This is a genomic window from Paraburkholderia sp. J12 (assembly GCF_905220215.1).
In the GTDB taxonomy this organism is placed as follows: Bacteria; Pseudomonadota; Gammaproteobacteria; order Burkholderiales; family Burkholderiaceae; genus Paraburkholderia.
This window is the reverse complement of the sequence record NZ_CAJMZC010000004.1, coordinates 269159-283425: the sequence shown is the minus strand read 5'-3', so window position 1 is coordinate 283425 and position 14267 is coordinate 269159. Positions and strand designations below refer to the sequence as shown.

General features: G+C 65.4%; 13 protein-coding genes. 4 read left to right on the top strand and 9 right to left on the bottom strand.

What is annotated here, in order from left to right:
• Nucleotides 1–14: 14 nt before the first annotated feature.
• Both U5760_RS12345 and U5760_RS12340 read left to right on the top strand, forming a co-directional pair.
• Nucleotides 15–344, top strand: a complete 330-nt coding sequence (locus tag U5760_RS12345) for a superinfection immunity protein (protein WP_322012069.1) — start codon at nt 15–17, stop codon at nt 342–344.
• Between the two features lie 60 nt (nt 345–404).
• The gene (locus U5760_RS12340; protein WP_322012067.1) at nt 405–1037 is read left to right on the top strand and encodes a LysE family translocator; all 633 of its coding nucleotides are present in this window, start codon (nt 405–407) and stop codon (nt 1035–1037) included.
• A gap of 87 nt (nt 1038–1124) precedes the next feature.
• Here the strand turns inward: U5760_RS12340 and U5760_RS12335 are convergent, their stop codons facing one another.
• The 6 genes from U5760_RS12335 to U5760_RS12310 form a co-directional block, all read right to left on the bottom strand.
• Nucleotides 1125–1412 (bottom strand): YodC family protein, encoded by a 288-nt coding sequence (locus tag U5760_RS12335; protein WP_322012065.1) that lies wholly within the window; start codon nt 1410–1412, stop codon nt 1125–1127.
• Nucleotides 1413–2061: 649 nt separating this feature from the next.
• Nucleotides 2062–2646 (bottom strand): carboxymuconolactone decarboxylase family protein, encoded by a 585-nt coding sequence (locus U5760_RS12330; RefSeq protein ID WP_322012063.1) that lies wholly within the window; start codon nt 2644–2646, stop codon nt 2062–2064.
• 29 nt (nt 2647–2675) lie between these two features.
• A complete protein-coding gene (locus U5760_RS12325; protein WP_322012062.1) occupies nt 2676–4022 on the bottom strand; it encodes an aspartate aminotransferase family protein in 1347 nt (448 codons plus the stop codon).
• Nucleotides 4023–4073: 51 nt separating this feature from the next.
• Nucleotides 4074–5123 carry a C45 family peptidase gene (locus U5760_RS12320; protein WP_322012061.1) on the bottom strand — a complete coding sequence of 350 codons (1050 nt, stop codon included), beginning with the start codon at nt 5121–5123 and terminating at the stop codon, nt 4074–4076.
• A 222-nt stretch (nt 5124–5345) separates the two neighbouring features.
• The gene (locus U5760_RS12315) at nt 5346–6206 is read right to left on the bottom strand and encodes a MurR/RpiR family transcriptional regulator (RefSeq protein WP_322012059.1); all 861 of its coding nucleotides are present in this window, start codon (nt 6204–6206) and stop codon (nt 5346–5348) included.
• 79 nt (nt 6207–6285) lie between these two features.
• Nucleotides 6286–7176 (bottom strand): SDR family oxidoreductase, encoded by an 891-nt coding sequence (locus tag U5760_RS12310; protein WP_322012056.1) that lies wholly within the window; start codon nt 7174–7176, stop codon nt 6286–6288.
• Nucleotides 7177–7345: 169 nt separating this feature from the next.
• Here U5760_RS12310 and U5760_RS12305 point away from each other — a divergent pair, with 169 nt between their 5' ends.
• Nucleotides 7346–8431 (top strand): asparaginase, encoded by a 1086-nt coding sequence (locus U5760_RS12305; protein ID WP_322012055.1) that lies wholly within the window; start codon nt 7346–7348, stop codon nt 8429–8431.
• A gap of 84 nt (nt 8432–8515) precedes the next feature.
• Here the strand turns inward: U5760_RS12305 and U5760_RS12300 are convergent, their stop codons facing one another.
• Entirely contained in the window at nt 8516–10786 is a 2271-nt protein-coding gene (locus U5760_RS12300) for an amylo-alpha-1,6-glucosidase (protein ID WP_322012053.1), read from the bottom strand.
• Between the two features lie 190 nt (nt 10787–10976).
• The gene (gene gltA / locus U5760_RS12295; protein ID WP_322012051.1) at nt 10977–12278 is read right to left on the bottom strand and encodes a citrate synthase; all 1302 of its coding nucleotides are present in this window, start codon (nt 12276–12278) and stop codon (nt 10977–10979) included.
• Between the two features lie 416 nt (nt 12279–12694).
• On the opposite strand from gltA, the gene U5760_RS12290 reads away from it, so the two are divergent.
• Nucleotides 12695–13096, top strand: coding sequence for a hypothetical protein (locus U5760_RS12290; RefSeq protein WP_028225167.1), 402 nt, complete (start codon nt 12695–12697; stop codon nt 13094–13096).
• A gap of 201 nt (nt 13097–13297) precedes the next feature.
• On the opposite strand, the gene U5760_RS12285 is transcribed toward U5760_RS12290, so the two are convergent.
• Nucleotides 13298–14083, bottom strand: coding sequence for an alpha/beta hydrolase (locus U5760_RS12285; RefSeq protein WP_322012261.1), 786 nt, complete (start codon nt 14081–14083; stop codon nt 13298–13300).
• Between the last annotated feature and the right edge of the window lie 184 nt (nt 14084–14267).

The following is a 14267-nucleotide window of genomic DNA, read 5'->3' as shown; positions in this document are numbered from 1 at the left end:
CAGGGAGGAACGACATGGCAAGCCACACCGTCTTCGATGTCGTCGTCCTCGTCGCGGCAGTGGCACTCTATTTTCTGCCCGCGATCATCGCCGACCGGCGCCGGCGTCACGATCTCCTCATCATCGCGATGGTCAACGCCGTGCTCGGCTGGACCGTGGTGGGCTGGCTGCTCGCGCTCTACTGGGCGTTCCAGCCGAATCCGCCGGCCGATCTCCTCAAGCAGAAGAAGGAGCGCGAGCGTCGCATCGGCATGGGCCTCTTCTCCCGCAAGCTTTCCGACCGCATCGCGGCGCGCGCCGCACGCGGTGGCAGCAGCGACAACCGCAAAGGTCCATTTCAATAATTCGAAGTCCCAGGCGGCTGCACGCCCCGCCACCGTATTTCCCCCTCTCTGGAGCCCAAGATGCATCACGCCGCCCCGTTCCTGGCCTTCGCCGCCGTTTCGCTCGGCATGGCGCTTACCCCCGGACCGAACATGATCTATCTGATCTCGCGCTCGATCTGCCAGGGGCGCAAGGCCGGCCTGATCTCGCTGGGCGGCGTCGCGCTCGGCTTCGTGTTCTATATGCTATGTGCGGCCTTCGGCATTACCGCGCTGCTGATGACGGTGCCGTTCGCCTACGACGCACTGCGCTTCGGCGGCGCGCTCTATCTGGTGTGGCTCGCGTGGCAGGCGCTCAAGCCGGGCGGCCGTTCGCCGTTCCAGGTGCGCGAACTCACGCCGGACAATCCGCGCAAGCTGTTCCTGATGGGCTTCGTGACGAACCTGCTGAATCCGAAGATCGCGATTCTCTATCTTTCGCTGCTGCCGCAGTTCATCGACCCGCATCACGGCAGCGTGCTGGGGCAATCCATTGTGCTGGGAGTGATCCAGATCGTGCTTTCCATCACCGTGAATGCCACGGTCGCCATGACGGCAGGCACGATCGCCGCCTTTCTGGCCGGTCGCCCGGCCTGGCTCGTGATTCAGCGCTATCTGATGGGCACCGTGTTGGCGGGACTCGCCGTCAAGATCGCAGCGGAAGGTCAGCGCTAAGAGGTCGAGGCACAGGGCGCGTCAAAGCCCGCCCTTGTGCGTAGCGTTTCGAATCAGCCAGGCAGTTGAGCCGCTGCGGCACCCGCGTTAAACGCGGCTTGCAGACGAGCGCGTGGCGTCCACGCGCAACTTGACCGAGCCTGCGGGAATGGAGCGCGGCTCGATGCGGACCATGTCCTCGGCGAACATGTCCTGGCGCAGTTCGCCGTGTTCGTCGAACCATTGGCAGATCAGCCAGTGACCTGCGGCAAAACCCACCGGGCCGGCATACATGACGGTCATGCGCGGACCGCCGGATTTGAGGGTGACGACGTCGCCAATGCCGGCCATGGCGGCGCGCGGGCTTTCGGCAACGTCGATGGTCGTATCAAGCATGTGGTTCCCCGGAATTTGGGTTGAGGCGAGCCCTGGCAGGGTGCTGCATTTCCGCCAGGATCTTTCCCTGTGTTTCCCCGTTTTGTGCGCCGGTTCGTCGATAATTCCTACCCGGCTTTTTATAGGTCTGGCAAGACTAACAATACGAATTAATCAACGCAAGCGATTTTTAGAAAAACCGCATGAAACCGGATTTTCCCTGATATGCCGAAGTGCGGAAATAATCGCCTCAGCATAAATTACCCGACGCGCCGGTCAGCCGGGTAAAAGCTGCTGCCACGGAGGCATCGTGCACCGGCCGCATGCTCTTTTTTCGCTCCTGTATGCGGCACCGCAAAATCCCGGATTAGCCGGCGAAAGCTGGCTGTATCGCGTGACATAATCGTGCGAATCAATTTTCGGCTTGCACCGCTGGAAACGTTTCCTCGTCGATTTTGCGTGCGGTCGTTTTATTTTATCGAGCGGCTTTTTGAGCACTTCATTAACTCGGCACCTGGTATTAGCCATACTATTTAATCGGCAGCGCCGAAATATCGCCGTCACATTTTCCTGGGCTTGCCCCACTCATTCCGCCTCCCCAGAAGGACCACGCCCCGTCCGGACGATCCGGACGGGGCGTGGTTTGTCCATGCGGCGCCAGCTGGGGCGCTTACTCGGGGAACGGCAGCGTATCCTGGCCTTGCTGACCCTGCTGGCCCTGCGCGCGCATCCCGAACACATTCAGCGTCATCGCCACCAGCGCGTAGTAGCCGAGCAGCCCGACCAGGTTCACCGTCACCTCGCGCCCGAACCGCTCGATCGCACGCGCATAGGTTGCGTCGGACACGCGTTTCGCATCGTATAGCTCGGTCGCGAACGCGTAGATGAGCGCGTCGTCCGGTTCGTCGAACTGCGGCTCGGCGCCCGTGCGGATCTGCTCGGCCAGCGCGGCGGGCACACCCGCCTCCAGCGCGATCGGATAGTGGATGTACCACTCGGCCTGCGCCTGCCAGCGCGCCGCCGTCACGAGGATCGCGAGCTCGGAAAGCCGTAGCGGCAAGCCCGTGCGGTAGCGGCAGAACGCGCCCAGCCGCTGGGCATGCTGCGCGAGTTCGGGACTGTAGATCCAGCCGAGGAACGGCCCGTTCAGGTTGCCGCGCGGACCGGAGAGAATTTCGTCGAGCACGGCCTTCTGCTCGGGAGACGCCTCTCCGGCGTCGAATGCGGGCAGCCGCGGGTTCTGCGATTGCGTCATGGAGAAACTCCGTGAATAAAGGACCGCGCTCATGCCGTGCGCATCACGCCCGTGGCGATAAACGCGGCGTCGATCGCGGTGGCAAGGCGCCCGGCAATGGTATCGATATCCTGGGCCGTACAGATGAAAGGCGGCGCGAGCAACACGTGATCGCCGTTCCGGCCGTCGACGGTGCCGCCCATCGGATAGACCATCATGCCGCGCGCGAAGGCCTCGCGCTTGATCGCCGCGTGCAGCTTCAGCGCCGGGTCGAAGGTTGCCCGGCTTTCGCGGTCCTTCACCAGCTCGACGCCGACGAACAGGCCGCGCCCGCGCACATCGCCCACCCACGGATGGTCGGCGTAGCGTTCGCGCAGATTCGCCCGCAGTTGCTCGCCGCGCGCGAGCACGTTTTCGAGCAGTTTCTCTTCGGCAATCACGCGCTGCACTTCGAGCGCCGCCGCACACGCCGTAGCGTGGCCGATGTAGGTATGGCCATGCTGGAAATAGCCGCTGCCGCCGGTGATCGTGTCGTAGATGCGCTGGCTCACGAGCGTCGCGCCGATGGGCTGATACCCGGCGCCCAGCCCCTTCGCGATCGTCAGCAGGTCGGGCGCCACGCCGTCTTCGTCGCACGCATACAGATAGCCGGTACGGCCCATGCCCGACATGATCTCGTCGAGAATCAGTAGTACACCATAGCGATCGCAAACCGCGCGGATCTTGCGGAAGTACTCGCGCACGGGCGGCACGGCGCCGGCCGTCGCACCCACCACCGTCTCCGCGACAAAGGCCGCCACGGTCTCGGGCCCGAGTTCGAGAATCTTGTGTTCGAGCTCGTCGGCGAGACGCTGGGCGTAGGCTTCATCGGATTCGCCCGCGAGACGCTCGCGATACGCGTAGCACGGGCTCACGTGATGCGATTCGATCAGGATCGGCAGGAACGGCTCGCGGCGCCACGCATTGCCGCCAATCGCCAGTGCGCCGAGCGTATTGCCGTGATAACTCTGGCGGCGGGCGATGAAGTGGCGGCGCGCCAATTCGCCGTTCTCGACGAAGTACTGGCGCGCGAGCTTCAGCGCGGCCTCGATGGCCTCCGATCCACCCGACACGAAATAGACGTGCTCGAGCCCCTCGGGCGCGGCGGCGACGAGATGATCGGCCAGTTGCTCGGCCGCCTCGGTCGTGAAGAACGAGGTGTGCGCATAAGGCAGTTGTTCCGCCTGACGCTTGATCGCGCCGATCACGCGCGCGTTGCTGTGGCCGAGGCACGAGACCGCCGCGCCGCCGCTTGCGTCGATATAGCGCTTGCCGGTGGAGTCGATGATTTCGATGCCCTCGCCCGCTACCGCGACGGGCAGCGTCTGCCTGGGCATGCGGTGAAAAACCTGGGTCATGGGGTTCTGTTCTCTCTATGCGATGAAAGGGGTGTTGGTGCCGCCGCGTCTTCAACGATGTCTGGCGCGCTTGGCGGGGACAAAGCGATCGAACACGCGCTCGCCCTCCTGCCAGACGCCGAGGCTCACACCCTCGGCATCGATAACGAGGCTTGCGGTCGCGAGCGTGTTTTCGTCGTCGGGATCGTTCGGGTCGTGGCGGAAAATCGGCAGGCCCGTGCCCGCCCGGTCTTGCAGTGCGCCCACCAGGGCTTCGGCGTGCGGCTGGGCGCCGAGCGTCGGCAGCAATTCGGCAAGCCGTGCCTGGCGGTCGCGCGACGAATCGGTGACGATCTGCGCCTCGCGCTCGCAACCCTCGTGGATCAGATGGTTCGCGTGGCCAGACAGTGCGTGGACCGGCACGGTCGAGCAGCGCTGTGCCGTCGCCTCGATGCTGTAAAGACGCACGCCATCCGCCTGCGCGCCGCCGATCGTGTGATGAAAACCGCTCGCACGCGGGGTGTCGTGCAACAGGGCGAGCGCTTCGTCGAGCGTCGCCGCATCGAGCACCGCGCGCGCGAGGATCATGCGCGGCACACCGGCGCGCGGCGCGCGAATGCGCACGTTGTTGATCGCCTGCGCGAGACCGGCCCGCGTGGCCGCAAAGGTGTGGCCGGGCAGCGAACCCGGATAACAAAAGCTCACGAAACCCGGCTTGCCCTCGGGCTCCACCTCGACGACGAAGCAGCGCCCGCGCAGATAAGGGTCGCCGTCTTCGTTATGGGCAATCAGCCCACCGGCGAGCCTAGGTGCCGCGAGCGTCGTGCAGCCGTCCGGCACCCGATGGATCAGTTCGCCGCGGCAGTTCCAGAGAAAAAGATCGTCCGCCGGCCAGCCGAGTGCCGCAGCCATGGCGTCGAGCTCGGCGACATAGGCCGGGAAATGGCGTTGCGCCGCCTCGCGCAGCTGTTGCGCGAAGGCGCTGCCGCGCCAGCGGCTCACGGCCTGCCACGCCGCGCTTTGCGCCATATAGGCATCGAAGATGGGCCGAGCCAGAAGACCGAGGGCGTGGCCTGTCGCTTCGGGCGTGCCGCCCACCCGGAAACACTTCAGTTCCTGCATCGATGTTCTCGCCTCGATCCGTAATGGGCGATTTATACGCCTCATCAACATATGTTGTCAATTATAACAATAACACAACATATGAATTCGAAAGCGGCGCACGCATGCCGGCGCCCCTACGGCATGGAGTCGCCGGCACCGCGGAGAAACACGGCGGAGAAAAAATTGCGGATCGGAAAACGGGAAAACTAACGTGTGCCCGGGGGCATCATTCAGGACATGTCAGGGCACATAAGCGCCGCGCGTATTGAGCGTCCGTTCGGCCTGCTCCAGACGCGTCACGGCGTCCGCGCCTTCCAGCGCGAGCAGATGCGCAACGAGCGATTCGGACAACGCCGTCGCCGCCACGAGAGAGGGAAAAAAAGACGGGCTCTCGTGCGTGAAGATCAGCACCTTCTCGGCATTGAGTGCAATCGGCGAAACCGCGCTGTCGGTGATCGCGATCAGGCGGCTGCCCTTTTCCAGCGCGGCCTCGGCTACGCGCACCGCTTCGACCGAATACGGCGCGAAGCTGATGACGATCGTCGCGCTGTCCCGCTCGATGCCCAGCAGCTGTACTTCGAGCGTGCCGGCCTCGCCGCCCAGCAGCGACACCGAGGGCCGAAAGAGCCGGTAGCCGTACACGAGCCCGAACGCCACCGCATAGCAGGAGCGAAAACCCGCCACGTGCACATGCTTTGCCTTGCGCAGCACGCGCGCGGCCTCCACGGTCGCGCGCGCGTTGTGGGCGGCGCTGGCTTCGAGGTTGTGCTGCTGCGCGGTGAGCAGATCGTGCGCGAGCCCGTTCTTCGCGCTCCCTGCCACGAGCGAGCGAGCCCGGCTCGAGAGCGGCTCGGGCCGCGTGCGCACCCGCGCGACGAACAGGTTACGCAGTTCGTTCCAGCCGGGAAAACCCAGTTGCTGCGAGAGCCGCACGAGCGAAGCGGGCTGCACGCGGGCGCGCTCGGCCACTTTACGCATGGACGAAACGGCCACCTCGTCAGGATGATCGAGCAGGAACGCGGCGCCCGTCTGGAATTGCGGGCTCAGTTCAGAGAAGCGGGCGCGGATCAGCGCGGCGAGCTGGTCGAAGCTGTCTGGCATGCGGGCAACGAATCGGTGGATGACAACAAATGTTACCACCGGTGTTGCGCGATGTTGCAAGACCGTGGGAGCCGCGCCGCTATTGCACGAAACGCGCCTCGTTCAGATCGGAAATGAGCGTCGGCCCCGTGGGACGCCAACCCAGGCGATCCTGCGTCCATGCGCTCGAAGCCGGCATATCGAGCGCCGCGAACATGCCCATCCATCCGAAGTGCGCCGTTGCCTCCTCCGGCGCGATCGAGACGACCGGCAAATTCAGGCCCCGGCCCAGCGCCTCGGCGATCTTGCGGCTGATCACGCCCTCTTCGCCCACCGCGTGAAAACGCGCGCCCGGCTCGGCGGCCTCCACGGCCAGCCGGTAAAGCCGCACGACATCGGAAAGATGCCCCGCCGGCCAGCGGTTCTTGCCCTCGCCCACATAAGCGACCACGCCTTTTTGCCGCGCGATCCCGATGAGCGGCGCGATGAGGCCCTGCTTGAACGGATCGTGCACCTGCGGCAGCCGCACCACCGAGACATTGACACCCGCTTCCAGCAGCACATTCCCGGCCAGTTCGGACGCAATGCGCGGATTCGGATGACGGGTGTTGAGGATGTCCTCGGTCGCCGGTTCGCCGTGATCGCCGCTGCCCATCCCGGTTCCCGAGGTGATGACGAGCGGCCGGTCCGAGCCCGTCAGCGCCGAGCCGAGTGCCGCGATGGCGCGCTTGTCCTTCTCGCAGTTTTCGACGAAGCGCGAGAAGTCGTGATCGAAGGCCGCGTGGATGACCGCATCCGCCTGCGCGGCGCCGCGGCTCAGGCTTTCGGGGTCTTCCAGCGTGCCCCGGTGCACTTCGGCTCCGGCCGCGGCGAGCGCTTGCGCGCCCGAGTCCGAGCGCGTCATGCCGATCACTTCGTGCCCGGCATTAATGAGTTCGGGAACAAGCGCCGAGCCGATAAAGCCGGTCGCACCCGTGAGAAAGATACGCATGGTGATGCCTCCTGGTTCGTCACGCGGCCACTATCCGACGATTCGCTCCCCCGTTGAAGTAGTGACCTCATCGTAGTAAACGGACTAACAGGATCCGCGTCGCCATACCGGCCGAGGCAGCAGACGCGTTACCATCGTGCCCATTCCGATCCCCCGCTCAGGCGCCACCATGGCAAAACAAACCTTCGAACCCGCGGTCACCGTCTATCGCGGCGGTATCGTCGAAACCACGCACGCGGCCCATATCGCCGTAGTCGATGCCGACGGCCGGCTGCTCTACGCGTGGGGCGATCCGCATCGGCTCACGCTCGTGCGCTCGGCTGCGAAGCCGGCCCAGGCGCTCGCCGTGATCGAAACGGGCGCGCTCGATCGCTTCGGTTTCGACGACGCCGATCTCGCCCTCATGTGCGGCTCGAACAGCAGCGAAGACCGGCACGTGGCACGCACGCGGCAGATGCTCGCGAAGATCGCGGCGCAGGAGTCCGACATGCGCTGCGGCGGCCATCCGCCCATCTCCGACGCCGTTTATCGCGACTGGATCAAGCGCGATTTCACGCCGGGGCCGGCCTGCAGCAACTGCTCGGGCAAGCACGTGGGCATGCTCGCGGCGGCGCGCGCCATGGCGGTGCCGATCGACGACTATCACCTCCCGGAGCACCCGTTGCAGATCCGCGTGCGCCACACCGTCGCGCAAGCCTGCGGCCTGCCCGACGAAGGCGTGCAGTGGGCCATCGACGGCTGCAATCTGCCCACGCCCGCGTTCGAGCTCGACCGGCTTGCGCGTCTTTACGCGAGTCTCGCCGATGCAGCGGATCTAACCGGCGCCCAGGGCAGCGGCGCCGTGCCTGCACGCACAGCGGCGCTCGCGCGCATCTACCGCGCGATGACCTCGCATCCGGAGATGGTGGCGGGCGAAGGCCGTTTCTGCACGACGTTGATGGAGGCGTTCGGGGGCGCGCTGGTCGGCAAGGTGGGCGCGGACGGCAGCTATGCGGTGGGTGTGCGCGCCTCGGCGCAGACGGCGCGACACACAGGTGAGGCCGGCCAGCGTGCGCTGGGCTTCGCCGTCAAGATGGAAGACGGCAACCAGGCAGCGCTCCATGCCGTGGTCGTGGAAGTGCTGGCCCAACTGGGCATCGGCACACCAGCGCAGTTCGAGGCGCTCGCGCGGTTTCACGCTCCGCGGATCAGCAATACGAAGGGGATTGAAACCGGTGGGGTTTCAGCCAAGGTGAAGCTGGCAGCGCAGGAATAGCTTTGCCGGCACGCCAGGAGACGATCGGAAACCGGTACGCATTAGCCGGTTTCCGATCATGCGCTCGACGTTACTGAACCTCCATCACAACAACGCCACCACCTTCACGTCGCTGCGATCCGCCGCCGCGACCACCTTTCCGTCCACGCGCCGGAACGTCAGCGTCACTGTCGATTTGCCCACACGCAGGTCGCCCACTTCGAGCCAGTCGATACCTTCCGGCAGCATCGGCTCTTCCACCCGCACCTCGTGACGCGCGGCGTCGATCGAAATGCCCAGGCACGCCTCGAGCATCATGAACGGCGAGCCGGCCGCCCAGGCCTGCGGCAAGCACGCGACCGGATAGGCCGTGGGCGGTTCGCCGCGACGACGCGGGAAGCCGCAGAAGAGCTCCGGCAACCGCATGTCGAAGGTCACGGCCGCTTCGAAGAGCGCTTGCAAGAGGCGCACCGCAGCGTCCTTGTGACCGTAGCGGGCGAGCCCGCGCGCGCAGATCGCGTTGTCGTGCGGCCAGACCGAACCGTTGTGATAGGCCATCGGATTGAAGCGCGCCTGGCCCGCAGCCAGCGTGCGCACGCCCCAGCCCGTATGGAAGAGCGCCGATTCGAGCACGCGCGCCACCGTGTGGCCGCGCTCGTACTCGGGCAGGCCGAAGGCGAGCAGGTGCCCGGCATTCGAGGCCAGCACGCGGCACAGGTCGCCATGGCCGTCGAGCGCGATGCCGTAGAAGTCCGATTCGGGCATCCAGTACTTCTCTTCCACGCAACGGCGAATCTTCGCGGCGCGCGCCGCATAGCGGGCCGCGTCTTCGGCGAGACCGTGCAAGGTGGCGAAGCGCGCCATCGTGTCGAACGCGGCGCTCGCGTACGCCTGCACTTCCACGAGCGCGATCGGACCGTCCGGGAAGCGGCCATCGGCATGGAAAACGGAATCGTGGCTGTCCTTCCAGCCCTGGTTGGCCAGGCCGCCCTCCGACTCGCGCCGGTAGTCGAGCAGGCCCAGCGCGTTGCGGTCGCACACGCCCGCCACCCACCCCGCCGCGCGTTCGAGCGCGGGCCAGAGTTCCTCGATCAGCGAGGTGTCGCCCGTGCGCTCGACATAGGCGCCCGCCAGCACGACGAAAAGCGGCGTCGTGTCCACGCCGCCGTAGTAGAGCGCGAACGGCACCTCGCCGGTTGCGGCCATTTCGCTCTTGCGCATCTCGTGCATGATCTTGCCGGGTGCTGCATCGCGAAACGCCGAGTTTTCGCGCGCCTGGTGTGCCGCCAGAAAGCGCAGCACGCCGCGCGCCAGCGACGGCTGCAGCCACAACGTCTGCAGCGACGTGATGACCGCGTCGCGCCCGAACGGCGTCGAGAACCACGGAATGCCTGCGTACGGATACGGGCCCGTCGGCAGATCGGTGGTCAGCAGGCCAAGGTCGGCAATCGAGCGGTTGATCCACGCATTGAAGAGCGGGTTGCTCGAACGCACGCGCGCCGTGGCGCGGCGCCGCTCGCGCATCACGATGTGCGCATCCACCAGGGCGGCACGCACCGCGGCGCGGCCCACGCGCTGCTCTTTGCCGTCGGCGAGGCAATGTTCGGGCTGGACGATGCCTGCGCTCGGCGTGTCGGGCGCGGCGCCCGCAAGCGGCTCGACCTCGATCGCCACGGTCAGGTAGACCGAGACGCACGCCTGCGCGGGCAGGTCGACCGAGAAGTCCGCGCGGTCGGCGAAGAGCTTGTCGGGCGTGGGCGAGAACTCGATGCGCACGCGCCGCGCCACCTTGTCGAGGCCGATGTATTCGAGCCGCACCTCGCCGTCTTCGACCCGCGGCGGCGCGATGGTGCCGCGCACTTCGCGCTTGAGGCCGCGCACTTCGAACATGTCGCGAAAGTCGCTGGCAAACGAGATCGAGAGCGGCACGACGGCGTCTTCGGTGCCGTAGTTCGTGAGTTCGATGGCCTCGGTCATCATCGTGCCCGAGAGCACGCGCGAGCGCTGCACGTGGATCACGCCTTCGGGCGTGGTCGAGCCGCCGAGCGGCGGCAGCGGACGATTGGTGAGATGCGCGGTGAACGCGGTGTTGTCGCTGCTCACGCTGCCCGAGAGCAGCGACGGCACGCGCCCGCCGAAGGTGAGGCGCAGCGAGGACAGCACGCGCGTGTCGTTGACGAAGAGGCCGTCGTCGATGCCGGTGAGATCGCCCAGCGGATCGTTGACGATGAACGTGTCGCCCGACTTCAGCACGTGCTGGGTCGCGCTCGCGACCTCGGGGGTTTCGGGCGCGATGAACGCGCCATCCGTATCGTGTTCGGGATGATCCACGCCGCCTGCGTGGGTGACGCCGCCGAGTGCTTCTGGATCCTGCATCGCCTGACTCCTCTACCGGCTCACGCCGGTTCACGGTTCGCTTCCGCTCGATTGTAGAGGCTTCTGCGGCGGCATACGAAACGTTTGGCATGCCTCGCAAGAAACATGCACGAAAAAAAGCGCCCACACGCGCTTGCGTGCGGGCGCTTCCTGATCTTTGACGGCTTGCGGCGGGAACCGGGGCAGCGCTTTAGCGTTGCGCCACCGGCACCGCTTCGCGCGGCGTTTCGCCGATGAAGAGCTGACGCGGACGGCCGATCTTCTGCTCGGGGTCAGCAATCATTTCGTTCCACTGCGCGATCCAGCCCACCGTACGTGCCATCGAGAAGATGCAGGTGAACATCGACGTGGGAATGCCCAGCGCGCGCTGCACGATGCCCGAGTAGAAGTCCACGTTCGGGTACAGCTTGCGCGACACGAAGTATTCGTCTTCCAGCGCGATCTTTTCGAGCGCCATGGCGAGCTTGAACAGCGGATCGTCGTGCAGACCCAGTTCCTCGAGCACTTCGTGGCACGTTTCGCGCATGAGCTTCGCGCGCGGATCGTAGTTCTTGTACACGCGGTGGCCGAAGCCCATCAGCTTCACGCCCGAGTTCTTGTCCTTCACCTTGCGGATGAACTCGGGAATGTGATCGACCGAGCCGATCTCCTCGAGCATGTTCAGCGCAGCTTCGTTCGCACCGCCGTGCGCCGGACCCCACAGACACGCGATACCGGCTGCGATACACGCGAACGGGTTCGCGCCCGAGGAACCTGCGAGACGCACCGTCGAGGTCGAAGCGTTCTGCTCGTGGTCGGCATGCAGGATCAGGATGCGGTCGAGCGCGCGCACCAGCACGTCGTTGACCTTGTACTCTTCGGCGGGCGTGGAGAACATCATCTGCATGAAGTTCGCACTGTACGAGAGGTCGTTGCGCGGATACACGAACGGCTGGCCGATCGAGTACTTGTACGCCATGGCGACCAGCGTCGGCAGCTTTGCGATCATGCGGACCGCCGACACCTCGCGATGAGTCGGCTCGTTGATGTCGAGCGAATCGTGATAGAACGCGGACAGTGCGCCGACCGCCGCCACCAGAATCGCCATCGGATGTGCATCACGCCGGAACCCCCGGAAAAAGAAGTGCATCTGCTCGTGGACCATCGTGTGATTGGTGACGGTCGCAACGAATTCGTCCTTTTGCGCCTGCGTGGGCAGCTCGCCCTTGAGCAGCAGGTAGCAGGTTTCGAGGAAGTCGGCGTTCTGCGCGAGATTGTCGATCGGATAGCCGCGGTAGAGCAGTTCGCCCTTGTCCCCGTCGATGTACGTGATCGCCGAGTTGCACGACGCCGTCGACATGAAGCCGGGGTCGTAGGTGAACATGCCCGTCTGGCCGTACAGCTTGCGGATGTCGATCACGTCCGGGCCTTGCGTGCCCGGGTAGACCGGCAGCTCGATGCCCTCGGCGCGGCCGGGGATCGTGAGCGTAGCGTGTGTCTTCGAATCAATCATGTCTTGTCCTTGAATGGCTGTCACATCGCACATGCCACAGCGTGGGGCCCCTCGAACAGCGGGCGGCATCGCCGCGACCACGTGCCGCATTCTACGGCGCGCCGCAGCAATGATTGACGTCCCGGATAGCAACAATGCCTCTTCGGATACGCAACACTCATCGCTTTCAGCTGCCTTCCAGGCGATTAGTGCAACAATATTTTGCTCTTGCAGTGCAACATATCGTCCCCAGTTCTGCGATACTTCGTCGCATGCAGCGACCTCCGGTCGACCGGAGTCAGCGCTTTAGCGCCGATTTCGGTCCCATGCAACTCCGTTGCGGTCTCAGTTGCCTGTCGCTCTGATGGCCCGCCACTCATAGGCGGGCCTCTTTTCTCCAGCCATACGCGCTTGAAGCAAAATGTAAGGAAGAGCAGATGAATATCTCGATCGACACCCTGTTCGCGGAAGAAGAACTCGCCGAAGGCGCCGTCGTTACGGCGCTCAACCATCAGGACATCGTGGTCGCGCTGTCCGCGGCGCTCGCCAGCGAGCGCGTTGCCGTGCTGCACATGCTGTACCCGCGCACCGACGCCCGCACGCACCGCAGTCTCGATCATCTCGTCGACAAGCTGCACGGCCATGGCCTGCACCAGGTGGCCCGCCTCGTTTCGCAGGAAGCCCACTATCTGGTCTTCAAGGACCCCGTGAAGGCATGGAAGGCCTTCCACGAGATCCGCAACGACTCGCTCGCCATCGGCGTGCATCTCTACTACGCCGGTCTCGTGGGCGAAGCCGCCGAGCACAAGCTGGACGCCCACGCGCACGAGCGCGACTAAGCCGGCGCGCGCACAACGCGCACCGCACAGGAAGGCAGCCCGTGCCGGGCTGTCTTCCCGGCAACCTTCCCCGCCGTATCGGCGTCGCAGTTCTTGCGCGCACGTGTAAAGCCTGATGCGATTTATTTCGCACTGCCACCTTTTATCGCGCAAACGAAAACGGCCGCCTGTGCGGCGGCCGTGCCTGCGATGCAACGGGCGTTAGCGTCCGTGCCCGCTCGCGAACTGGTCGATGAGCGCGTTGAATTCGGCCGGCCGCGCGAGGTTCATGCCGTGCGACGCGCCGTTCACGGTGGCTCGCCGTGCGTCCGGCATCCACGTTTCGAGCGCCGCCACGGCACGCTGGAACACCTGCGGACTCAGCTGGCCGTCGATCAGCAGCACCGGACAGCGCACCTCCTCCGCGTCTTCGCGCGTATAGGCCGCCAGCGGATCGCGAAACTGCGGCCCCAGCGTATGCGCGTTATCGGTCGCCATGCGGCGGAACGAATGGGTGCTCTTCGCCCAGAAGCCGGGCCGGCTCACCGAATCGACGAACAACTCCAGCCCCGCATCCACTTCGCCCGCATCGATCAGCTGCACCGCGCGGGCGCGCAGCGCGTTGACGGTCTCGGGCAACTGGGCCAGCGTCTGTCCCGGCATTTGCACCGGGCCGCCCGGGTCCGCCAGCGTGAGCGACTGCAACAGCTGCGGATAGCGCCGCGCAAAATGAAACGCGACACTGCCGCCGCGCGAATGCCCGATCACATGGGCCGGACCGGCGCCGAGCGCCTCGATGAACTGGCCGATTTCATCGGCATGGCGGCTCCAGCTGAAGGGAGGCGCATCCGCCGCATCCGGAGCGGGCCAGTAGTGCGTCAGGCTGACGGAAACACAGCGATAGTGCGGCGAGAGGCCCGCGATCTGCGGTTGCCAGTAGCGGTAGTCGCAAAGCGAACCGTGCACGAACAGCAGGAGATCGCCTTCACCACGTTCGACAAAGGGCATGCGCGCACCGCCGGGCAGTTCGACGAACGACCCCGGTGCGGGAAAAACGGCTTGATTCACGGCGAAAAGACGATGAAAACGACGACGCGCCGGCAAAGCCGCGCGCAAGACGTGCTGGAAAAAGGCGCCATTGTCCCACGATCGCCCGAAGCGCGCCCAACCCCTCTTTTAATCAGACGAAAGA